At 48.2% G+C, this 23,705-nt stretch carries 21 protein-coding genes; 4 read left to right on the top strand and 17 right to left on the bottom strand.

What is annotated here, in order from left to right; translation table 11 throughout:
• Positions 1 to 92: 92 nt before the first annotated feature.
• Entirely contained in the window at positions 93 to 281 is a 189-nt protein-coding gene (locus tag ON064_RS06565) for a hypothetical protein (RefSeq protein WP_274624147.1), read from the bottom strand.
• Between the two features lie 136 nt (positions 282 to 417).
• Here ON064_RS06565 and ON064_RS06560 point away from each other — a divergent pair, with 136 nt between their 5' ends.
• On the top strand, positions 418 to 1,032 hold the full coding sequence (locus tag ON064_RS06560; protein WP_274624146.1) for a CPBP family intramembrane glutamic endopeptidase: 615 nt from the start codon (positions 418 to 420) through the stop codon (positions 1,030 to 1,032).
• A gap of 99 nt (positions 1,033 to 1,131) precedes the next feature.
• A complete protein-coding gene (locus ON064_RS06555) occupies positions 1,132 to 1,770 on the top strand; it encodes a hypothetical protein (RefSeq protein WP_274624145.1) in 639 nt (212 codons plus the stop codon).
• A 31-nt stretch (positions 1,771 to 1,801) separates the two neighbouring features.
• Here ON064_RS06555 and ON064_RS06550 read toward each other — a convergent pair whose 3' ends face one another.
• The 10 genes from ON064_RS06550 to ON064_RS06505 all read right to left on the bottom strand — a co-directional run bounded on the left by ON064_RS06550 (position 1,802) and on the right by ON064_RS06505 (position 15,830).
• The gene (locus ON064_RS06550; protein WP_121297828.1) at positions 1,802 to 2,245 is read right to left on the bottom strand and encodes a MarR family winged helix-turn-helix transcriptional regulator; all 444 of its coding nucleotides are present in this window, start codon (positions 2,243 to 2,245) and stop codon (positions 1,802 to 1,804) included.
• A gap of 81 nt (positions 2,246 to 2,326) precedes the next feature.
• On the bottom strand, positions 2,327 to 3,676 hold the full coding sequence (locus tag ON064_RS06545) for a TrkH family potassium uptake protein (protein ID WP_121297829.1): 1,350 nt from the start codon (positions 3,674 to 3,676) through the stop codon (positions 2,327 to 2,329).
• Between the two features lie 223 nt (positions 3,677 to 3,899).
• A complete protein-coding gene (locus tag ON064_RS06540) occupies positions 3,900 to 5,222 on the bottom strand; it encodes an anti-sigma-I factor RsgI family protein (protein WP_274624144.1) in 1,323 nt (440 codons plus the stop codon).
• 23 nt (positions 5,223 to 5,245) lie between these two features.
• Positions 5,246 to 5,992, bottom strand: coding sequence for an RNA polymerase sigma-I factor (sigI, locus tag ON064_RS06535; RefSeq protein ID WP_274624143.1), 747 nt, complete (start codon positions 5,990 to 5,992; stop codon positions 5,246 to 5,248).
• A gap of 193 nt (positions 5,993 to 6,185) precedes the next feature.
• Positions 6,186 to 6,944 carry a TerC family protein gene (locus ON064_RS06530; RefSeq protein WP_274624142.1) on the bottom strand — a complete coding sequence of 253 codons (759 nt, stop codon included), beginning with the start codon at positions 6,942 to 6,944 and terminating at the stop codon, positions 6,186 to 6,188.
• 217 nt (positions 6,945 to 7,161) lie between these two features.
• Positions 7,162 to 8,205, bottom strand: coding sequence for an SDR family oxidoreductase (locus tag ON064_RS06525; RefSeq protein WP_274624141.1), 1,044 nt, complete (start codon positions 8,203 to 8,205; stop codon positions 7,162 to 7,164).
• 100 nt (positions 8,206 to 8,305) lie between these two features.
• A complete protein-coding gene (locus tag ON064_RS06520; RefSeq protein WP_274624140.1) occupies positions 8,306 to 11,392 on the bottom strand; it encodes an efflux RND transporter permease subunit in 3,087 nt (1,028 codons plus the stop codon).
• Between the two features lie 193 nt (positions 11,393 to 11,585).
• Positions 11,586 to 13,154: a peptide chain release factor 3 gene (locus tag ON064_RS06515; protein ID WP_274624139.1), complete on the bottom strand. Its 1,569-nt coding sequence runs from the start codon at positions 13,152 to 13,154 to the stop codon at positions 11,586 to 11,588.
• Between the two features lie 145 nt (positions 13,155 to 13,299).
• Positions 13,300 to 14,763, bottom strand: coding sequence for a UDP-N-acetylmuramoyl-L-alanyl-D-glutamate--2,6-diaminopimelate ligase (locus ON064_RS06510; protein WP_274624138.1), 1,464 nt, complete (start codon positions 14,761 to 14,763; stop codon positions 13,300 to 13,302).
• Between the two features lie 17 nt (positions 14,764 to 14,780).
• Positions 14,781 to 15,830 carry a M42 family metallopeptidase gene (locus tag ON064_RS06505; protein WP_274624137.1) on the bottom strand — a complete coding sequence of 350 codons (1,050 nt, stop codon included), beginning with the start codon at positions 15,828 to 15,830 and terminating at the stop codon, positions 14,781 to 14,783.
• 103 nt (positions 15,831 to 15,933) lie between these two features.
• Between ON064_RS06505 and ON064_RS06500 the strand changes: the two genes are divergently transcribed.
• Positions 15,934 to 17,505: an ATP-binding protein gene (locus tag ON064_RS06500; protein WP_274624136.1), complete on the top strand. Its 1,572-nt coding sequence runs from the start codon at positions 15,934 to 15,936 to the stop codon at positions 17,503 to 17,505.
• A 56-nt stretch (positions 17,506 to 17,561) separates the two neighbouring features.
• On the opposite strand, the gene ON064_RS06495 is transcribed toward ON064_RS06500, so the two are convergent.
• From ON064_RS06495 to ON064_RS06470, 6 genes are all read right to left on the bottom strand, one after another.
• On the bottom strand, positions 17,562 to 18,047 hold the full coding sequence (locus ON064_RS06495; RefSeq protein WP_274624135.1) for a PepSY domain-containing protein: 486 nt from the start codon (positions 18,045 to 18,047) through the stop codon (positions 17,562 to 17,564).
• A gap of 195 nt (positions 18,048 to 18,242) precedes the next feature.
• Positions 18,243 to 18,959, bottom strand: a complete 717-nt coding sequence (locus ON064_RS06490) for a PepSY domain-containing protein (protein ID WP_274624134.1) — start codon at positions 18,957 to 18,959, stop codon at positions 18,243 to 18,245.
• Positions 18,960 to 18,961: 2 nt separating this feature from the next.
• Positions 18,962 to 20,329 carry a sensor histidine kinase gene (locus tag ON064_RS06485; RefSeq protein WP_274624133.1) on the bottom strand — a complete coding sequence of 456 codons (1,368 nt, stop codon included), beginning with the start codon at positions 20,327 to 20,329 and terminating at the stop codon, positions 18,962 to 18,964.
• The gene (locus tag ON064_RS06480) at positions 20,313 to 21,008 is read right to left on the bottom strand and encodes a response regulator transcription factor (protein ID WP_121297842.1); all 696 of its coding nucleotides are present in this window, start codon (positions 21,006 to 21,008) and stop codon (positions 20,313 to 20,315) included. The genes ON064_RS06485 and ON064_RS06480 overlap by 17 nt, the downstream gene beginning before the upstream one ends.
• A 68-nt stretch (positions 21,009 to 21,076) precedes the next feature.
• On the bottom strand, positions 21,077 to 22,465 hold the full coding sequence (locus ON064_RS06475) for an aldehyde dehydrogenase (protein ID WP_274624132.1): 1,389 nt from the start codon (positions 22,463 to 22,465) through the stop codon (positions 21,077 to 21,079).
• Positions 22,466 to 22,485: 20 nt separating this feature from the next.
• Positions 22,486 to 23,406: a Gfo/Idh/MocA family protein gene (locus ON064_RS06470; RefSeq protein WP_274624131.1), complete on the bottom strand. Its 921-nt coding sequence runs from the start codon at positions 23,404 to 23,406 to the stop codon at positions 22,486 to 22,488.
• Positions 23,407 to 23,504: 98 nt separating this feature from the next.
• On the opposite strand from ON064_RS06470, the gene ON064_RS06465 reads away from it, so the two are divergent.
• On the top strand, positions 23,505 to 23,642 hold the full coding sequence (locus ON064_RS06465) for a hypothetical protein (RefSeq protein WP_167456511.1): 138 nt from the start codon (positions 23,505 to 23,507) through the stop codon (positions 23,640 to 23,642).
• Positions 23,643 to 23,705: the final 63 nt, after the last annotated feature.

Below are 23,705 nucleotides of genomic sequence, written 5' to 3'. Positions count from 1 at the left end.
ATACTATGCCCCCTCCAAACATAGGATAAACCTTTTTCTCAAAAAAATTTTCATTACGTGATTTTCCGGCGCCGCCTCATCATGCTGCAACTTTATTTGGACGGTTCTACCGTATATTCATATTGCGTCTTGCCGTGATGGAATGCCGTCCCCCGAAAATGTTTAAAGTCTTCCCGTTCAGTCAATATCTTGCGGAACTCAAGAAATTCGTCTTTTGGAATATCCAGCGTGTCGATCTCGCCATTTTTCAATCGCTCCAGTTCGTTCGCATAATCAGTCATGAAATGTTCTCCTTTCCTTTCGTGTTGTTAAAATCCTTCTGTTATAATACTATACGGACGAAACCATACCCGTCCAGCCACATTGCGCTTTGCCCCCAATCCGGGCAGCCTTTGTTGATTTTAGGAGGATTTTTCTATGCTTACTCTATTAAAGCGCCATACGCTTATTTGGCTATTGCCGCTTTCGCTTTATTTGTACCATCTAGCTTTCGAAAATACAGCCATCTTCTGGTATATGTATACATTTGCCATTTTGGTACTGATGTCGATTACACTTATCAATTACGCTGTATTCGATGAATTGAAAACCTGGAAATCGCTAGTGTATGGTACCTTGTTCGGGGGGATGATTTATGCCTTCTTGGCGTTCGGTTATCTGTTCTTAGATATCCTTCCGCTTAATGTGGAAGGCCCCGTCACTGCCATGCAAACCCTGTTCGCCCCTACAAGCATCTGGCATTACCTATTATTGATGTTTGTCATCGTTCCAGGAGAAGAACTTTTTTGGCGAGGCTATATCCAACAGCAATTGAAAAAATACATGAAACTGCCGTTCGCCATTTTAGGTTCATCCCTCTTATTCGGCATCGCGCTTGCCTTCAGCGGCTTTTGGCCAAGTATTGTGGCAGGCATTGTGGCAGGTGCATTACTCGGCATCCTGTATGAATGGAAACGCAGCATGCCGCTGCTAATCATCACTCATTTGATGGTCTTGGTCCTCCTGTTCATTATCATGCCACTGCCGATTTAAAATGGTCGGTGATTTCATAACCCGGCGCCTATCGAATAGTTTGAAACATTCCCTCCTTCTGCCCGTCTAATTGGGAAATTGGAAGGAGGAATTCAAATTATGAAAAAGAATGCCTTATTCATTCCAGCTATCCTCACCGCCGGGATTCTGCTTGCAGGCTGCGGAACTGCAGACCTTGCAGGAGAAGAGCCTGAGACGGAACCAACCGAGACAACTGAGGAAGAAAGCAGCGACACGACACAAGACATGGAAACGCCTGAAGAAGCACCTGAAGAGACTGAAGCTAGTTCCGGCAACGAACATAGCGAAACTCCTGAAGGCGAGCTGATGATGAGTGATAACCAGGCTTATCAGCTTTATGTGCTGGATGGCTACGAGTTCATTGCAGAAGAACCGAACCGCGACGTCATCTTCCTGCAGGAAAACGATGCCGTCTTCATGCGTGTTGAAACTTATTATCCGAGTGATATCGATTTCGATGAGCTGGTTAGCAATACACAAGATACTGTCCAGGCCTCCAACCCTGATGCTGAACTGGCTGAGTTTACAGACTATGATAGCTCCGCATTCAGCAATTCAGCCGCCTATGAAGTGGAAACGGCTGAAGGCCACGTAACCGGAATCGCCTTCGAATCCGATAATATCGTGGTTCGTGTGACGATCTTCGACCATAGCACCGTCGAAGCGAGGGACGATTTCATCCAAATGGCCCAAACGATCGAACGTGTGCAGAAATAAAAAAAGATCCTCCCAAGCGGAGGATCTTTTTTCAATAGGACAAGTCTTTGATCGACAAGCCGATTTTCTTCATCAATTCGATGGCCTGCTCTTTTTCTTCCGATGATAAAGCAGCCGTCAGCTCGTGAAGCTTTTGCTCGTGTGCCGGGAAGATGTCCGCCATGAATGTCTTGCCTTCTTCCGTAATTTCCGCATAAGTGATGCGGCGGTCTGTCGGGCAATTGACGCGCGTGATAAACCCGCGTTTTTCCAGCTTGTCGATGACATAAGTAATCGATCCGCTGGCCAGCAGGATTTTCCCGCCGATTTTCTGCAGCGGCTGGCGCCCTTTATGGTAGAGTAGCTCCAACACTGCAAATTCTGTCGGATTGACGCCATTCTCCTGGAAAAATTGATTGGTTTGTTCCGAAATCGCTTTATGCGCACGGGACAAAACGATAAACAGTTTCAATGACTGCTTGATGTCTTCATTCATTTTCGTTCACTCATTTCCGCTATGATTACTCGATTACTTCAATTATATCCCTTTAACGGCCGAATAGCACGCTAAGCCGACTTAGCCGATGATGACACGTTCTTTCGGATAATGGAATTTCGTCGGGTCTGTCTTGCCGCCGATCGTGAACAGGAAGGAAATCAAGCCGACCCGCCCGATGAACATCAGGACCATGACGATCACTTTGCCGATTGAGGATAATTCACTCGTCAGCCCGAGCGACATACCGCACGTACCGAACGCTGAAGTGATCTCAAAGAGAATCTCCACAATGGATGCGTTCGGTTCGGTGATGATCAAAAGCATCGTCGCAACAATGACCATTGTGCCGGCAAGGAACAAAACGGCAAATGATCGGAATACGTCGATCAATTCAATTTCACGGTTGAAGATCTGAATCGTGTTCTTGCCTCTCGCAAAATTGATCAAAAACAGGATGGCAATCGCGAAAGTGGTCGTCCGGATACCGCCCCCCGCTGAACTTGGCGAGGCCCCGATGAACATGAGCGCGCTCATGAACACATTGGTCGCGTCACTGAACTGCGTAATGTCAATGGTGACCAAGCCGCCGGAGCGGGATGACACCGAATGGAACAGCGCCCCGAAAAAGGTCTGGTGCCAAGACATTCCTTTGAACGCATTGACCGACTCCAAGATCAAGATGCCGACCGTCCCGACAACAAGAAGCATCCCGAAAATGCTTGTCGTAATTTTAGTGAACAACGAAAATCGAAAATTCTTCGTCTCATTCGACAAAAACTCCTTCAATTCGATCAGCACGGGAAACCCGATCGCCCCAAGGATGATCAACAGCATATTAACGATCTGGACGAAATAGTCGTCGACGTAAGGCTGCAGGGAGGCTCCGGTGATGTCGAATCCACCGTTGGTCGTGGCTGTGATTGACCCGAAGACGCCGTGCAATAGAGCTTCACTAAAAGTATAGAAGTATTGCGTGAAATAGACGGTCAAGATCAATGCACCGATTGCTTCGATCAGCAACAGGATCTTGACGATTTCGGTGATCAATTTGACAACGCCCGACATGCTCGATTGGTTGTGGTCGACCATGATCAATTGGCGCTCACGGAGCCCGATCCGTTTACCGAGCAGGATCCAGAAAAACGTCCCGATCGACATAATGCCGATACCCCCGAATTGAAGGATGACCATTAATACGATGATGCCGAACACCGATAAGGTTTGCGAAACATCAATGACCGTCAGGCCGGTGACACTGACTGCGCTGACAGCAGTGAATAAAGTGTCGATATAGGTCATGCTTACTCCAGGCTGCAGGACTCCTGGAAGCCGCAGGAGCAAAAAGGAAAAAGCAATCGCTACGAAATAATACGCCACGATTGCCTGTGCAGGTGTAAGATTTCGGACACGTTGAAATGATTTATTCATAGGCGTAAAATTCCCTTCCGCAACTGACTCTCTTCCCATTCTATGTAAAGTACAGTGAAAAGAAAAGGGCTTTTTTGTAAAGCACCATCCGTTGTAACTATTCCACTGGAAAAGAGCCGCTTTTCCTGTCTTATTTTTTAATGCCACAAAATAAGCGCTTATTCTTTTAGGCTGCTCCGCTGAATGCGGACCTGAAGGAATAAGCGCTATTCGCAGAAAAGCATCATTGGTTCTTCTTATCTTGCTCAACTTGCTTTTCAGCTTTAGGGGGTTTCTTTTCTTCAGCTTTAGGAGTTTTCTTTTCTTCAGCTTTGGGTGAATCCGAAGCATCCTTTTTCTTCACAGGAGGTTTAGACTGTTCAGCTTTCAAGTCCTTCGGTTCTGCTGTCTTTGCCCCATTCGCTTTGGAGGAATTGCCGCTATTGTTGCTGTTGCTGTTGCTGTTGGAATTGCCGTTTTTGCTATTCTTTTCTTCCGGCTTGTTATCGACAGGACTGCCTTTGCCTTTATTATCTTTTGGCGGCTGTTTGGCTTTGTTGTTCCCCGAAGTAGGATTTTCTTTTTTCGGTTTTGGTTTAGCTTTTGAGTTCCCGGAGTTATTGTCTTTGCCAGCGTTCGGATTTTTCGGTTTGGCAGGTTCGGGCTTTTCTGGCTTTTTCGGTTGTTTTTGTGCTGCTGGAGCTTTTGAGGCAGGTTCTTTTGGTTTGTTATTCGTTTTCTTTTCTGGGACAGGCTTTGCCTGAGTGTCCGGCTTCTGCGTTTTTTCCGCTTTATTATTGCCTGAAGATGAAGGTTCATTTTTCGGTTGAGCCTCTGGAATAGCAGGATCTTCAGCTTTGGAAGGAGCTGTTCGGCTATTTGGGGCTTGTTTTTCCTGTGCATCTTTATTTTGCGCAGGCTGCACATCACTCTCTTGTTCATGCGGAGATGTAAAGGTTCGATCTTTTTCGATCAGCTTCGCGACTGGCACTTGTTGTTCTTTCGCCTCGCGCCATTGCTTTTTATTCGCTTCTTTCAAATGGACGCGCAAGTTTTTATTACTGCCGGCAAACAATGCCGCCAATGCAATTTTCTCCACATTGTTCGTAGCATCCGTTTCCTCGTCTCCTTGCACAGTAGTAATCGTTACATGCTCCGTGTCTTCATCCACGGATAAGGCGAGCACGTTTTCTAAAACTACTTCGAGTTCCTTGTTCTCCCAGTCTGCCAGTTTGGCAATTAATTGTTTGCCGTCATCATTGAGTTCCCTTAGCGAGATAACATGCCATTCATCGTCTACGCCGAGTTCGATGGCCGGGTTTGATTCGACTTGCACGTATCCATAGGCTTCTTCAGCAGGAAGCATCCATGTGGAAATCAGCAAAAACAGTGCTGCAACCGATGCAATGAGCGGCAAGGCAACCGGCTTGAAGCGTCGCTTTTTCAAGGTATTATCTACGGTTTCAAAATATGCCTCTTCCCCCACTAGAGTGCCCTCTGTCGGCTTGCCAGTTACAAAGCTGCCATCTGCAAGCATGTAGACAGAACGGTCTCCATCAAGTTCCATACATATGCCTTTTTGCATTCGCATCAGTTCAACCGCTCCTTTAAATAATCTTTTAAGTAATACAACTCACTCGTCATCAATAACGCCATTGCAATTATGTATTTCCGGTTTCTCTCGATAGTTTTTCTTGAGACCTGGACAAGTTCCTCGATATCCTTGACCGGAAGTTTTTTCTTATCGAGCAAGAATTGTTTGTATTCATCGGTTTCCGCCACCAATTGAGCAATTTGTATTGCATTTCTCCTTGCATCTTCGTGCACGGGAGAAACTTTGGCAATCATCCGGAAAGACAGGCCGAACTCTGAGAGCATCTCCTCGAACTGCAAAATCTCTTCACGCCGTTTGGCTATTTGCTCCTGCTCCGTATGCAAAACCGTTGATGCCCGGTCGCCGATATAGTTATGATGGTCTTCATTCGGCGAAGCTGTGAAATCGTGGCTGAATTCCAAGCGTTTGCTTTCTTTCCGGATATGGTCGATCACTCTACGCCTGATGACCATATGCGCGAAAGTCAAAAACGAAGCGTCATGTCCCGTACGATATTGGCGTATCGCTTCATGAAATGCCAAGAGCGCAATGCTGAATTCATCCTGATTATCATCGATGAATCTTTTGCATACTTGTGCAGCGGTTTTTTTCACAAACGGGATATGAGAAGAAATCAATTGTTCTTCCGCCTCTTCATCGCCTTGTTGTGCAAGCTTCACCAATGTTTCTGGGGGCATTTCTGCTCCATATCCAAACAAACCGCCCAAAGCAGTCAATAGCATGCAACTCACCTCATTTCAATTCCATTTTCTCTATTGTAGCTTTCAGTCCAGGAATTTGGAAGATTGAGGGGGGCTGCTACGTATTACATTCGTGTGACAGCGATTGTTTGTGTCCGTTACTAATGAAGGAATGCATAAAAATAGCCCTGCGGAGAAAATGCTCCGCAAGGCTATTCGACCAATCTTTATTCAATTAAGCGTTTTGCTGCTTATTCTTTTTAAGGCCTGTAAATACTCCAGTCAATACGATGCCTAAAAGCACAAGCCAGAAAGTGATTGTCCACGGCGTCGAGTGTGGAAAATCATGAGGCAAGACACCAAGTTTGTCGTGGGATAAAGTCAAAACGACCAATTTGACCCCTACCCAGCCGACCACGACGAATGCCGCCGTTTCAAGCTGCGGGTATTTTTCCAATAGCCGGACGAATTTATGGGCCGCAAAACGCATGATGATTACACCGATCAACCCACCTGCAAGCATGACGCCAAACTGTCCGCCATTGATGCCGCCGATGTCAAAATCGCCAAGATGCGGCAATGTTACCGCGAGTGCAACGGCCGCGAGCATTGAGTCGATGGCAAAGGCGATATCTGCCAGTTCCACTTTCAAGACGGTCATCCAAAAACCCGAACCTTTTGTCGTTTCGGGTTCTATTGTATGTTCTTTGCCTTTGCGCTGGTCGTATATGTGCTTGACCGCGATAAACAGCAGATAGGCAGCTCCAAGTGCCTGGATCTGCCAAATGTTCACTAGGAAAGTAATCATGAACAAAGCAGCGAAACGGAAGATAAAAGCACCTGCCAAACCGTAGAACAAGGCCTTTTTCTGTTGGGGTTTCGGCAAATGCTTGACCATGACGGCCATGACCACCGCATTATCGGCAGCGAGCAAACCTTCCAGCCCGATGAGCACAAGCAGCACCCATGCATATTCCAATAAGATAGTATCCATAATTTCCCTCCTTTTTTTTCCCGACAAAAAAGACCCATGCCTAATAAAAGGTAAAGGTCTTGCTAAGCGTCGTAATGTGCCGCTATCACAACCGATGGCCAGAAGCCACGTCTTGACGACTGTGAAATAGGTTTCCCTATAGCTACTCCCCTTTGTCGAGAGTTCGAATTATTGGTCTGTAGATGTATTATAGCACTAGTACGGAAAGTGTAAACAATTAGGCGATCGTCACGTGGTATTTGCGGTCTTCTTTATGTTCGTTGTAGAACTCCACCATTGCCGGAATCGTTTCCAGAAAATCTGCCGGGCGGATGCCGCTTCCTTCCAATAAGGACTGGGCGTTTCGCGTATCGAATTGCGCTTGCCAGTCCATATAATCCAAAGTCTCCGCTTCGACACCGAGATATTTGCGGATCGCCGGCGCCTTCATCGATATAGCCGCAAGTTTTTTCGGGATCCTTCCTTTCGGATAACGCCCGGTCATTTCATGGACCATTGCCCGGTACACTTCCTCTACAGGATGAGGATTGGGGTCGGTTAAATGAACCGTCGCAGACTCGGCCTTTTTAAGTTCGCTCAAATACACGGTGGCATCCAAGATGTAATCGACAGGCACGACGTTAATGACTGTGTTCGAGTGTCCGATGTATGGAATGGCAGGTAAATGCCTCATCCGGTCGATCATATTCAAAAAGAAATAGGGACCATCGAATTTAGAGGTTTCGCCACTTGCGGAATGCCCCCTGACAATTCCTGGACGGATGATGGTCGTCGGTACTTCCTTTTTCAATTGTTCAACGAGAAGTTCTGCTTCAAATTTGGTTTCTTCGTAATGGTTTTTAAATGATTCCGGACGGATGAGTTCACTTTCGAGCAACAGTCCCTCACGCTTTCCAGCGATATACGCCGTGCTGAAATACATATATACGTTTTGAGTGCCTAGGATGTTGACTTTTTTCGCAATATCTTCTGGCACTGCCAAATCATAAATTGCCGCCAAATGCCAAAAGACGAGTTGCTGTTTTCCAAGCCAGGACCGGTCTTCTCGTGAAAGCGCCAGGCCTTCTACCGTGATATCTCCCGGCAGCAACCGGATCGGCCCGCAGCCTGTCTTTCCCTCAATGCTGATTGCCTGCTTTTGCGCTTTCTCCATTTCACTGGGCAGAACGATTGCCGCCAAGCCCCACCCTTTTTGGGCACATGCTTCCATCAAACGCGTTGCAATAAACCCCGGAAACCCGGTAAACACCATCATCTTCATCCAATCACACCCCTTTTCTGTATTCTACTAAAAAATGGATAGCTGTGCCCATAAAACTTATGCAAAAAAAACCTGTGCAGAATCATCTGCACAGGATTGGTTATTCTCCGGTTTTTGCTTGTTTTCTCTTCTTGCTGTTCATGAACCGTGTTTCCCGGTCAAATAAACTATAGACCACCGGCACCACATATAAGGACAAGAAAGTCGAACTGATTAATCCGCCGATGACAGCAATTCCCATCGGCTGGTTGATTTCCGTACCTTCACCGATGCCAATGGCTAACGGCAAGAGGCCTAGAATCGTCGTCAAGGCCGTCATCAAGATCGGCCTTCTGCGGTCGTGTACTGCCGTTACAATCGCATCAAAGGAACCTAATCCGTCCGCTTTGCGCTGATTGATGTAATCGACGAGCACGATTCCGTTATTGACGACAATCCCGACGAGCACCAGCACGCCGATAACAGCGGTAATGCTGATCGGTGTTTGTGTCACGAATAGCGCGATAGAGACCCCGATGACCATCAATGGCACCGTGAACATGATGACCAATGGGTATTTGAACGATTCAAACTGTGCTGCCATGACGATGTAGACGAGGACAATTGCCAATACGACCGCGAGCAGCATATCATCGATCGCATCGTCGAACAGCTCTCGATCTCCTCCGAACGAGACTTCCGTCTGTTCCGACAAATTAAGATCCGCTATAGCTGTGTCGACAGCAGTCGACATATCGCCCAAAGTCTGGTCGGATGGATACTGCAGTGTAAAGGATACACTTTCCGCTTGGTCAACGCGGCTGATCGAAACAGGACCTTGTGCGACTTCGATGTCCGCCAGTTCCTGCAATTCGACGAATGCACCGGATGGCGTGCGAAGCGTCAATTCACGCAAGCTGTCTACACTGTTGCGCTGTTCTTCGTCATAGGAGACGAACACGCTGAGCACTTCATCCTGTTCATCGATGACTTGTGTGGCGAGCACGCCGCGGGTAATATTATTGACCGTCTGAGCAATTTGTGCCGGCGCCAGGTTGTTTTCAGTCGCCGCTTCCCGGTCGATTGTCATCTGGATTTCATCGATGGTCTCCTGACGGTCATTCGTCAATTCGATAACATTCGGCAGACTCGACAACTCTTCATCGATTGCTGCCACAGCTTCATCTAAGCGCTGCTTGTCTGTATCGGTGACAGTAAAGCTTAATGTATTCGGCGTAGAGCCGGCAGCCGTCTGGAGATTGAAGCTGACGAGCGCATCGTCGCCGATTTTCTCCAGCACCTGCGGCTGTACATCATCGACAAATTCAAAGACCGAACGATCGCGTTCATCCAGCGGCAATAATTTCACGTAAATTTCTGCCGTATTGGATTCTGCACTGCCCTGCGCCTGTCCTTGCTGGGTCGTACCGATTAAGCTGACATACACATCAACGTCTTCTTGAGCCTTGAGCTCTTCTTCAATGCTCTGGACCACTTCATTGGTCGCAGACGTTGAAGAACCGTTTTCAAGTTCGACAGTTACGCTGACAAAGCCTTCATCCGTTGCCGGCAGGAACTCAGTGCCCACTTGGGAAACGCCGAATGCGCCGATTCCGAGGAATACGAGTGCTGTTACAAGCACTAAAATTCGATGGCGCAGTGCCCATAGCACACTCTTCTCAAAGCGCTGGACGCCTTTTGAATCCGCCCTCACCGGTTTTGGTTTGCCGTCTTTTTGGCCGAGCATCCTTGAGGCCATCATCGGGATAACGGTCAGAGCGACAGCGAGCGAGGCAATCAAGCTGAACGAAATCGTCAACGCGAATTCAAAGAAAATCTCCCCAATCAAGCCGGAGATGAAAATGACCGGCACGAATACGGCAATGGTCGTCAATGTCGAAGCAGTGATTGCACCGGCTACTTCACGCGAACCGTCTGATGCCGCTTGTTTCGGCTTTTTGCCCATCGCCAGATGCCGTTCGATGTTTTCGATGACGACAATGGCATTATCGACGAGCATTCCGATGCCGAGCGCCAAGGCACCGAGCGTCAAGATGTTCAAAGCGAAATCGGCAAAGAACATCAAGACAAAGGTCACGATGACCGAATAAGGGATCGCGACACCGATGATGATCGGGCTCTTGATCCCGCGAAGGAAGAAGAACAACACGATCATTGCAAAAATACCACCAAGAATTAAGGTCTGCCCAATATTATTGATGGCGAGTTTAACATAATCTCCCTGGTCGAATAGGATATCGGCTTCTACTGCCGAAAAGCGCTCTTCGGCAAGCAATTCATCGAGGCGTTCCTGGAATGCCGTAGAGACGTCTGCTGTATTGCCTCCAGACTCCTGAAGCACCGACAGCAAAACGGCAGGTTCTTCATTGGCACGGGTTTCGCTATTGGTCTCCCGTTCTGTCACCGCTACTTCAGCGACGTCGGCCACGGTAACATTGTCGCCAGACATCGGGTCGACCGTCACAATCAGGTCTTCAATGTCTTCCACACTTTCCAAAGTGCTGACGATGCGCGTCGTTAAATTGCGCCCATCGTCCGTTTCAATCGGGTCGCCCGGCAAGGAAATATTGTTCGCTTGGATCAATTGGACGATATCTGCCTGCTGTAAGCCACGCTCTTCCAATTCTGCCGGATCCAGCTTGATGGAAATATCTTCAATCAACGAACCCGAAACATTTACGCTCGCTACACCATCTGTCTGGCGCAGCTGTGTTTCCAATTCTTCGGCAATGACTCGGACATCCTGCTCTGCATCAGTGGCGCGCAAAGATAATTGGATAATCGGGAATTGCGAAGGGTCGAACTTCAAAAACCGGGGGTCGTTCGAGTCGTCAGGAATCGGCGTCTGGTCGATTCGCTGCGTAACTTCCGCCTGGACATCATCAATATCCGTATCCCATCCGAATTCCAGTAAGATAAAGTTCGTTCCTTCCTGGCTGTTCGACTGAATTGATTCGATTCCTGGCAATGTTGCCAAGCTCTCTTCCAGCGGTTTTGTCACTTTTTCGTTCACTTCCGTCGGGCTGGCCCCTGGATAGTTTGTGACTACAACGCCGATCGGCGGATTCAATTCAGGAATCAAGGTGACAGGTATACGTAGAAATGACACTGCCCCTAAAATGATGACCAACAACATCGTGACTATGGTCAATACTGGTCGTTTGATGGAAAAATCGCTTAATTTCATGTGTTCAATCCCTCTCTATGCCTGGTCCCTTTATCATAAGAAAAAAAGCCTTATACCGCAAACTTGAGGCCGTGTGTTCACAAGAACGCCATGTTTTTCCTGTTCCATGGAAACCATGATGATTCTCGGAAATTTGTTCGCTAAATGAAGAAAACAGCCTGCCGGAAAAGGCAGGCTGTTGAAAATCCCACTTTTAAAGCAGGCTGTACAAGCGGATTTCCGGATTTTTATCCTGGAACCAACGGGTTGCAAAATCATTTTCGAACAAGAACACCAAGTTGTCGTAACGGTCTTTGACCAGCATCGAGCGGCCGCTCGACATCGACTCTTTAACATCTTCTTCGTTCTCGATCCAGCGCGCAATTTTATTGCCGACTGGCTCCATTCTTACATCGACATTGTATTCGTTCTTCATGCGATGCTCGAATACTTCAAACTGAAGCTGACCGACCGCACCGAGAATGACTTCTTCCAGATGCAGCGTTTTATAGTACTGGATTGCGCCTTCTTGCACGAGCTGCAGAATCCCTTTATGGAAATGCTTTTGCTTCATGACGTTTTTCGCTGTGACTTTCATGAACAATTCCGGTGTGAATTGAGGCAAAGCTTCGAATTCGAACTTCTTGCCGCTCGTAATGGTATCGCCGATCTGGTAATTTCCGACGTCGTGTAGGCCGATAATATCGCCAGCGACGGCTTCGGATACCATTTCCCGGTCATCCGCCAAAAATTGTGTCGTTTGGGACAGCTTGAACGATTTACCGGTTCTGGATAGGGTGACGTTCATGCCGCGGTCGAATTTTCCTGAGACGATACGCACAAAAGCGATGCGGTCTCGGTGAGCCGGGTTCATATTGGCTTGGATCTTGAAGACGAATCCTGAAAATGGCGTTTCCACTGGGTCCACGATGTCTTCTTCTTTCGTCAAGCGAGGCTGTGGCTGCGGCGCAAATTGCAGATACGTCTCCAAGAAAGTTTCCACACCGAAATTAGCAAGTGCAGAGCCGAAGAAGACAGGTGTCAGTTCACCTTTTTTTACACGGTCGATGGAAAATTCATTTCCAGCTTCCTCCAGTAACTCGATGTCTTCAAGAGCTTGTGTATAATAGGAAGTTTTCGTCATTTCATGCTCGCCAGCGAGATGGCCGTTCTCATCGAGTTCCATGAAACGGTCTCCATCTGTGCGGAATGGTTCGATGCGTTTGTTGTAGCGATCGTAAATTCCCATGAATTCCTTGCCCATACCGATTGGCCAGTTCATTGCGTAAGATTGGATGCCGAGCACTTCTTCCAACTCTTCCATCAACTCAAGCGGCTCTTTTCCTTGACGGTCCATTTTGTTGATGAAGGTGAAAATCGGAATGCCACGCATCTTACAGACTTTGAACAATTTCACGGTCTGTGCTTCGATCCCTTTGGCGACATCGATGATCATGACGGCACTGTCGACCGCCATCAATGTACGGTACGTATCTTCACTGAAATCTTGGTGTCCAGGGGTATCGAGGATATTGACGCGATGTCCTGAATAATCGAATTGCATGACGGATGATGTAACAGAAATGCCCCGCTGCTTCTCAATTTCCATCCAGTCGGATGTGGCGAACTTCCCAGTCTTTTTCCCTTTGACCGTCCCGGCATCGCGGATTGCGCCACCGAACAGCAAGAGTTTCTCGGTTAAGGTCGTTTTCCCGGCATCCGGGTGAGAGATAATTGCGAAGGTTCTTCTACTTTCAATTGCTTGTTGTAATTGGTCTGACATTGTATACGCTCCTTTAATTTCCTCTCTCTATCTTAGAGAAGGGACGTCCAAAAAACAAGAACTATCGCCTGAAGTTGCGGAAAGCGACATCGGCAAAAACGCAAAAATGAACGGAGAAAAATGCTTCGATTTTTCTCCGTTCCAATTATGATCCGAATTTACGCTGGGCTTCTTGTTCTGCTATTTCTTTATCGCTGTGCGGATATTTCGTATTTTCGATAATCTGGTAATCTTCATGCCCTTTGCCGGCCAGAATGATAATATCGCCCGCTTCTGCCTGCTGCACTGCGTGGCGCACCGCTTGTTCACGGTCGCCGATGCACGCATAGTGGTCATGCTGCATGCCAGCTGCCAAGTCATTTAAAATGCTGTCATATGGTTCATAGCGCGGATCGTCTGTCGTCAATACAACATAATCTGCGACCGATGCTTTTTCTGCCATGATCGGCCGCTTCGTCTTGTCGCGGTTGCCTCCTGTGCCGACCAGAAAGATAAGGCGGCCGGTCTTGAAATCCTCAACAGCGGCAATTGCTTTTTCTATGGCGTCCGGCGTATGTGCATAATCGATGAAGACCGACACTGGTGCATCGATTTCCGCTTTTTGCATGCGGCCTTCGACAGGCGAAATGGCTTCGAGTGCGGCAATGACCTGCGCAATCGGATAGCCTTCTGCAGACAACGCAGCAATTACCGCCAGTGCGTTATAGACATTGAAATGGCCAAGCAATTTCATCTCAACCGGAAATTCACCCTCAGGGCAAAGCAATGTAAAGGACGTCCCTCTTGCTTCCAAGCGGATATCGGCTGCACGGAACATCGCTTCATTTTCCAACCCGTAGGTATAGACGGGAAAAGGCGTCATGGCCGCAAATTTCTCGGACCATTCATCGTCTGCATTCAGCACCGCCCGTTTGTTCTGCGTCAAATCCTGGCCAAGCTGTGAGAACAGCAGCCCTTTGGCGTGGCCATATTCTTCCATCGTCCCGTGGAAATCCAGATGGTCATGAGTCAAGTTCGTAAAAATCGCCGTATCGAATTCGACTCCGGCCAAGCGTCCTAATACGAGGCCATGAGAAGAAACTTCCATCGTCATATGGGAACTGCCCGCCTCTAAAGCACGGCTGATCATTTGCTGGGTGGTCAGTGCATCGCTTGTCGTATTCGCAGACGGGTGTAATTCCCCGTTTAAATTAAAGCCGATTGTACCGGTTAAAGCCGATGTCTTCCCAAGTTCCATGAGCATCGCGTGCAACATGCCGGCGACGCTGGTCTTTCCATTCGTCCCTGTCACGCCGATCATATTCAACTTTTTGGAAGGATGCCCGTAAAAACGTGCCGCCAACATGCCGAGCGCACGGCTCGTATCGGCTACAGTGATGACCGCTGCCCCTTCTATAGCCAGCGGTTTTTCCGCCAATATAACCGATGCACCCTGCATCACTGCTTGTTCAGCAAAGTCATGGCCGTCAACGGTATAACCTTTAATGCAAACAAAAAGAGAGCCTTGGACAATTTCCCGGGAATCCATTGTCATATGGGAAATGGATTGCGGCAATTCTCCTTTTATGGATGAAATTGGAATATTTAAAAATAGTTGCTTGCTGTCCATCTGAAATCCTCCTAGTATTATGACCCGAGCGGTGAGTTGATATACGCATGAAGAAGCGCTGCTGTCGCTTTCAATGAATCGGTATGCGTTCGTTCATACGCATGGGACGCTTCGATTCCAGGACCGAACAAAGCGTGTTTCACATCGGCGCCTGCCCCGATTGCCGCCGAAGCATCGGACCCATAATACGGATAAATATCCACTTTATAATCGATCTCCTGCTTTTTCGCTAATGCGATCAATTGGCGTGTCAGCCCGTAATGATAAGGCCCGCTTGAATCTTTTGCACAAATGGAAACCGTGAATTCATCCGAAGCCTGGCCATCTCCAATCGCTCCCATATCGACAGCAATGTATTCTTCTGTTTCCGTAGGAATATTGGAATTTCCGCCATAGCCAATTTCTTCATTATTTGAGATGTAGAAATGGGTTGTCTGGGGTAAAAGATCACCGGTTGCTGCTTGCTTTGCCAACTCCAGCAACAATGCCGTGCTCGCTTTATCATCCAGATGGCGCGATTTGATAAATCCGCTTTCCGTTTTCGTAAAGCGCGGGTCGAATGAAACAAAATCGCCCACTTCGATGCCCTGTTTGCGGACATCTTCTACAGAATCGCATTTGATATCCAAGCGCACTTCCATATTATCTGCAGAACGCTCCGCTGTACCGGAATCACGATACACATGGACAGTTGTCTGATGGAGCAGGATCGTGCCGGTGATCGTTTCGCCGCCGGCTGTATGGATCAGGCAATTCTCGCCTTCGATGGCATTGAATTTGAATCCGCCGACAAGTGATAACTTCAAGCGCCCCGAAGGTTTGATTTCTTTCACCATCGCACCGAGCGTATCGACATGTGCTGTGAGCAAGCGGTGGCGCTTGTCGTCCTGCCCTTTGATCGTGGCGATGACGCCGCCTTTATTGCTGATTATGTATGGAATCGTTGCCTGGTCGAAAAAATCCGTGACGAAATCCATCACTTGCATCGTGTAGCCAGAGGGGCTTGGAATGTTCACCAGTTTCTCCAACGTGCTGATTGTTTCTTGCTCTTTCCAGTTAAAAGCCAATTTAATCACTCCCTGATTTTTTAATCATATCAAAAACTGCCATTTTCGCACAGTCCCGACTATAGTAAGATGAATAAGACTCTTAGCATGATGAGGTGCAATTATGGAACGCTCACTGACAACCCGCAAGCGCAATCAATTATTTATCCATCTGTTCGGCTTCGGCAGCCTGTCCCATTTGGTTCTGAATTATTTCGTCGACTTCAACGCTTCCATTATAGCGCCGATCTTCGGCATGCTCGCCTACTCGGTGCTATTCACTCTACTATATACGAAATTGCCCCCTTCTCGGTTGCGTTTTGCCATATTGTTTGCGTTAAATGTCTATATTTTAATTCTTCAATTCGAATCGCTGTCGTTTGTCACGGCCATTTACTTCATCATCCCAATCGTAGCGGCCTCGCTTTATAACGATACCCGGTCCATTATTGCCCTGTCGCTCTTGACCATCATCGAAGTGATTCTTTTAACATTTGTCTTCGGCCGCTTTCAAACGAGCGGTTCCTTGGAGTATATCCATGTTTCGATGGTGATGTTTTTCGGCCTGGTCATGCTGCTGACAATTTTACATAGCTTTTATTTCAGCAATTATTGGCGTCAACTGGAACTTCGCAATGCGTCGATGGAAAAAGCGCTCACTTCAAAAGAAGGTTATCTCGATCTGTTCTTCCAAGCGGCTAAAGACGCAATCGCCGTATTTGATTTCGAAGGGCGCATCATTGCGATCAATCCCGCTTTTGTTCAATTATACGGCTGGACAGCAGAGGAATGTCTCGGAAAAGTACTTGCGCTTTATCCTCCTGAACACGCAGAAGCAGCGGAGTTGCGCGCCGAACAAGTCCGGCAAGGCGAAAGTTTCACACTCGAAACGGAAGATGTCAAAAAAGATGGCACGCGTTTCCCTGCACAAATCACGCTCTCCCCGATTTTTGATTCACAAGGGGAGGTCATCGCGACCTCGGTCATTTCCCGCGACATCAGTTACCGGAAGGAAACCGAACGGATGCTTTTGCAAACGGAAAAACTCAAGATGGCGGGTGAAATTGCCGCCGGAGTGGCACATGAAATCCGCAACCCGATGACGGTCATTTCGGGCTTTGTCCAAATGATGCATAATGACCCGAACCACCGCTATCCAAGTTATACTTCATTGATGCAATCGGAACTCGACCGTATCAATTTGATCATCAGCGAATTTCTGATCCTTGCAAAACCGCAAGCGCCTCAAAAGAAGCAACTTGATATAGGAAAAATTCTCGACGAATGCATCTTCCTGTTCGGCCCGGAATTCGTGCTCCATGATATTTCGGTTAAAGCGGAAGTCTCTGGCCCGTTTATCGCGGAGGGCGAAGAGCATCACTTAAAGCAAGTGTTCATTAACTTATTGAAGAACGCAATCGAAGCAATGGAAGACGGCGGCACCTTGAGAATCATCGCCATTCGCGATGTGGACAAGCTGAAGGTCCATTTCAAAGACGATGGCCCCGGCATTCCTCCTCAACTGGCGGAACGTGTATTCGAACCATTCTACACGACAAAAGCGACAGGAACCGGCCTCGGCTTATTGATTTCCCAGAAAATCACGCAAGAACATGGCGGCAGCTTGGCGATCGACAGCACAGAAGATCAAGGTGCATGCGTCATCGTCACTTTGCCGCTGTTGCCGGAACAATGAAAACTTTAAAACCTCCCGCCCTAAAAATCGGGCGAGAGGTTTTTTCAGGTCTTACATCAATCATCATCGTCCTCATCTTCATCGTCGTCATCGTAGCGGCTATCATCGTCATCGTCTTGGTCGTCATCTTTGTCGTCATCGGACTCTACTGACACCACGGTCCCATCTGCTGCATCCACAATGACATCGTAATCGGTTTTTCCATCTTCAAGCTCCACTTCGTAATACACCCAGCCGTCATCATTCTCACGCTCTACCTCTTCCACTTTTCCTGGAGCTGCGTTCTGTGCTGCTTCGATCGCTTGCTGTTTTCCGATGAACTTCTGGCCATTTGTTCCGGCTTGCTCTTTGGAGCTAGCTTCTGCCGTCACAGCGCCATCTGCCGATTGCCCATTAGAGCGGTCTTCTGAATCCTCGAATAGCTTTTCACTTTGGACATTTTGCGCCTCCAACTCCGCTCCTGTGTCATCTGTATCTGCAAGAACAATCCCACCGAATGCCAAAATTCCTGCCGCTGCTGAAACATAGATTAGTTTTTTCATCTTAATCTCCTCCTGTTCTGTTGTTACTTTGAATATAACCAGCGAAGCTTAAGCTGCGCTTAGACAAAGATGAGAAATTCATGAGAACAGGCAGATTCAGCACACTCTATTCAAAAGAAAACCGTTTTCAACTCGAATCATAGCTGATTTCTTATCAGCCCCGATTCCGTGAAAACGGTATTCATTCAACTCTTCTTAATCATCCCATTCCACGGTCATCGTCTCTCCACGAATCGCATGGATTTGAATCGTCGCTTCCCGGTCGGATGCGTCATCATCCATTTCAACCAAATAATAGCCGCCATCTGTGGTCTGGACAAATTCGACTTCGTCAACTGTTCCATTCAAAGTCTCTTTTGCGATAGCGATTGCTGCATCCTGGCTGATGATGCGTTCCGGTTCTTGTTGCGTGGGCGCTGAATCCGGTTCAGGCTCAGCCGGAGTTTCCAGCGCTTCTGTTTGGACATCCAGCACTTCCCCGGTTTCTGCGGAAATAGCCAAGATTTTCCGTTCCGTCTCGCTATGGATTTCCACTTCGTAACGATTATCCGATTCTATATATTGGATTTCTTTTATTTCACCTGGCTCCGCTGCTGAAGCTGCTTCGCTAGCTTGATCTTCAGAAAGTGCTTTTGCAGGGCCGGTTTTCTCCAGCAATTCAAGTGATTCGACTTGTCCATCGGCGCGGTTGATGGCCGCTAAATACGTTCCATCGTCCCGCTTGAATTCGATCTGGTAAAATCCTTCTGTTTCAGTAGCATTTTCAATCGAACCGCCGTAAAGCTGTTCAATCGATTGCGCCGCTTCATCCATTGTCACTGAATCAGCAGCCGTTCTCGGAAACAGGAAAAAGGCCAGTGCAGCGATGGAAAATACGATGACGATTATACCGATAGCCCACCATTTTCGCATGATCATCCCTCCTGCCCTGATTGTAACTCTCCAACATTAAAATTCTCTGAGAAAACGATTGTTACCGTTGTCCCCAATTGTTCAATGCTGTCGATCTCGAGACGAAGATGAAGAGAATCAGCCAATTCCTTGGCGAGCGAAAGGCCAAGCCCAAATCCGCCAGTCTCGCGGCTTCTCGCCTTGTCGACGCGGTAAAAGCGTTCAAACACATGAGGCAGCGATTCTTTCGGGATGCCGACGCCGTAATCACGGATTTTGATATATACCGCACCGTCTGTCCCCGCCTCCAGATCAATGCTGTCTTCACTGTACTTGCGGGCATTGTCGAGCAAGATGTAGAGCAATTGCTTGAGCTGCTGGATGTCGGTTTCGACAATCAGCGGCTGTTCGGACTGCAGGCGGAATTCCCTATCATAGGAAGCGTTCATTGCTGTCATGACTTGTCTCAGCACCGGTTCCAGATCTATTTTTTGCCAATCCATTTGGGCTTGGCTGCGCCTCGCGATATGCAATAATTGTTCAATCAACTGGCGCATGCGTTCTGTTTCGGCACGTATCGCAGTCAAGGCTTCATCCTGCAGTGCCGGGTCCTGTGCACCCCTGCGCTGCAATAGATCAGCATAGCTAGAAATGACCGTCAGCGGCGTTTTCAATTCATGGGAGGCATTTGAAACGAACTCTTCCTGCTTGCGGTAGTTTTCTTCCAATAACCCGATCATTTCATTAAAAGTAACGCCCATTTGGCTTAGTTCATCCCGCGATTCTCTGGCGACGGGCAGCTTCTCAAAAGAGCCGTCGCGCTGGATTCGCCGCATCGTCCCGGTAAGCCCTTCGATAGGGCGGGTCAACACGCGCCCTAGCAATGCACTCGATAGAAAAATCGGGATCATCGAGAGCATCGTGACGGAAATGAGCACTAAGCGCAAAGTCGCGAGGTTTGCGGTCACTTCCCTGAGCGACTGGGCAACGATCAATTCCACCACTTCACCGCCAGGCCAGATCACAGGAGCAGTGACGTAGGCAAATTGTTCTCCTTCAACGGCCATGTGTCCGGATGTGCCTGCCACATCGTTCGGAAATTCCACATCGACTGAGGGCCGCTGGATCGTGCTCAACAAATTGCTGCTTTGGTTTTTCTCTTTGATTAAGCCGTCGACGGGCACATAGGCACGCAAAATATTGTCTGGCGATTCTTCGCTACTGTTGGCATTAAATGTCGCGACCATCACTTCCACTTCAGCTTCTAGCCGTTCGACTTCCGTTTCATAAGCCAGGCTGCTGAAGGAATAGTAAATGACAACTGCCAGGATCAGCAGCACGAAGAACATCAACAAAGTCGAGGACAAGTGGATTTTATGCTTGAGCTTCATGAGGCTGCTCCTTCAAGACATACCCGACGCCTCGTACGGTCTGCAAGTAGGTGGCATCTTCCCCGAAGTCGATCTTTTTGCGCAAATAACGGATATAGACATCGATGACATTCGTGTCGCCATAATAATCATAGCCCCACACTGCATTCAACAATTGTTCACGGCCCAGCACTTGCTTCGGATGGCGCATTAGATACAATAGCAGATCGAATTCACGAGGGGTCAATTCAATCTGCCGCCCCGCTCTTACGACTTCCCGTGTGCTTTCGTTAAGCGTGAGCTCTTCAAAACGGTGCAAATTTTCATCCACTGGATTTTTCACCCTTAAGTTGGCGCGGATTCTGGCAAGCAGCTCCTCGATTTCAAATGGTTTCGTCACATAGTCATTGGCACCAAGGTCAAGCCCAGCCACTTTGTCTTTGACATCATTTTTGGCGGTCAGCAAAATGACCGGCAACTTGGCATCAGATGCACGGATCCGTTTCAGGACATCGAGCCCATGGATTTCCGGCAGCATCAAATCGAGCAGCACCAGATCCCATTCCTGTTCCCTGAAATGAATCAAGGCTTCGGAACCGGTCAAAGCGACCGCGGTCTCATAACCTTCGAATTTCAATTCCAGCTCCAGGACGCGGGCGATACTTTTTTCATCTTCCACAATCAATATACGCTCCGTCATCTGCGCACCCCCCTTTTTTCTTAATCATAGCAGGTTCAAAAAGAAAAAAGCGACCTAAAGGCCGCTTTCTACTTCAATACTGTCCGGATCCATTTCGCCCGGTTTTTATAAGGGGGATACGTCAAATTGGTCGACAATTTTGTGGACTTCTTGACGATCGATTTGGCGTGCGTAAAGGTTTCGAAACTTGCTTTGCCGTGATACGAATTCATGCCGGATGACCCGACGCCTCCGAATGGCAAATAATGGCTACCTACATGCGAGACGGTATCGTTGATGCATCCTCCACCGAATGGCAATTGGTCCAGGAAGAACCGGACGGCCCGGTCATTCTCGGAAAACAGATAGGCAGCAAGCGGCTTCGGCAAACGCCGGATGTCCCGCAGCAATTGCGGCAAATCGTTATAGGTAATGATTGGCAAGACCGGTCCGAACAATTCATCTTCCATCGATGGGCTGTCCCATTGTATGCCATCGAGCAAGGTCGGTTCGATATACCGGTCGGCACGGTCGGTGTCACCGCCGTAAACAATATGGTCCCGTTCTTTTTCGATGATGTCCGTCAGCCGGTCATGATGTTTTTCATTGACGATGCGGCCGTAGTCGGGACTGTCCTGTGCATTGTCTCCGTAAAACTTACGGATCGTCTGGATAAAGATCTTCATAAAGTCTTCTTTCACCGACTCATGGACACAAATATAATCCGGCGCCACGCAAGTTTGTCCGGTATTCATGAACTTGCCCCAGGCAATGCGTTTTGCCGCAAGCTCCAGGTTCGCCGTCTGGTCGACGATTGCTGGGCTTTTGCCGCCGAGCTCCAAGGTAAGCGGGGTAAGCCGCTCGGATGCCGCTTTCATGACCACTTTCCCGACCGGCACGCTGCCGGTAAAGAAAATATAATCAAACGAAGCATGGATCAGTGCAGTCACTTCCTCGCGCTCCCCTTCGACCACTCTTACGAAATGCGGCTGGAAGCTCTCCTCCAACACTGTGCGGATGACGCGTGCGACGTTCGGCGTCGCTTCAGATGGTTTGACGATGGCGCAATTGCCTGATGCCAAGGCACCAATGAGCGGTTCCATGACTAATTGGAACGGGTAATTAAACGGGCCGATGACCAACACCGAGCCATAGGGTTCACGGATGATGAAGCTTTTTGCCGGTTGCAAATGGATCGGCGTTTTAACTTGCTCAGGCTTCATCCAATCTTCAAGATGCTTTGTCATATGGCCGATGCTATCGAGCACAAAGCCCACTTCCGTGGCATATCCTTCAAATTCGCTTTTTCCAAGGTCCAATTGCAACGCTTCGATAATATCGTCTTCATGCGCTTGAATTGCTGCCTTTAGACGCTGCAGCTGCGCAATGCGGAAATCCGCCGACTTGGTCACGCCTGTAAAATAATAGCCGCGCTGATCGGCTATCATATCTTCTACATCATTGGCTGTAAAATTCACTGTTAAAAACCTCCTGTGGGTCATTGCAATAATTGGTCGATATAACGTTGTACGACTAAGCCTTCGTCAAAGCCAACGAGGAACGTCGATTGTTCTTTCATTTCATCGAATAGGGAATGCACTGTTTTTTCGGTTTGCACTTCTACACGTGTTTTCCCCCGCTCTTCGAGGTACAAACGCGACCAATTTTCAAGCGTCAGCACCCCGTCTTCGCCGTACACTTTAAATTGCAGCAACTCGTTCTGCCCTGCCCCGCTCATGCCGGACAATAGAAACGGCGAACCTTGCTGCGTCTTGCCGTAGGCGATGACCCCGGTTTCGCATTTTTCGGTGTCTTCCGGAAAATCCACTTGGTGGGCGGCAATCTCCAATGTGCCGAACAAGCGATGCATTAATTGCAAGTAATGAGGAAAGACTTCCCGCACAAATCCTCCCTGGTCTCTCGTGGCAATCCATGGGTTTTGCTGCCACGCACGCGGCCATTCAGGAAATACGGTATGCAACTCAATGCGGCGGACTTTTCCGATGTCTCCGCTTTTGATGCGCATCGCCATATCGCGGACGATCGGCGAATACATCAACGGAAAATGCATAGCAGTGTGGATTCGGTTATTCGTCGCGGACTCCGCCATGGCCTGCGCTGCCTGTGCGTCATGGGCAAGCGGCTTTTCGCATAATACATGCAGGCCCCTTCTTGCTGCAGTTTCTGCAAGCTCTGCATGGCTGTTTGGGGGCGTGCCGATGTACACCCAATCAATATCAGCCTGAAACAGTTCGTCCAAGGAATTGGTGACGGCTACATCGTATTGTTCTTTAATATAGTTTAGCCGATTCCTGTCCGTGTCATAAACCGCTTCGACCTGCGCGGCATCGTCTTGTAAAATTTGCTTAATGATGCGCTCCCCGACAATGCCGGCACCAATAATTCCAATCGCTATCAAAACCATCGCCCCTTTTTGAGTTTCATTGTTTATAAGTGTAACCTTCCGGGGTATAGAATAGTCAAACAATTACATTCGGAAAACTAGGAGGAATCATCATGAATGAACAGAAAAACTGGTGGGAGCCGATCTTTACGGGAACATTGGAAATGGGCGTCGACAAAGAAAGACTCGAAACAATCAACGAGGACAGCCTTTTATACTTTGAGGATGCAGCAAACACTTTAGAGCAATAAAGATGTTCAACTATTTCGCAAGTACATAGCAGCGCTTGATCCGGCCTCATGCGGAGCAAGCGC

Source organism: Planococcus sp. A6, from assembly GCF_028823615.1.
Classification (GTDB): domain Bacteria; phylum Bacillota; class Bacilli; order Bacillales_A; family Planococcaceae; genus Planococcus.
This window is presented reverse-complemented; position numbering and strand designations above follow the sequence as displayed.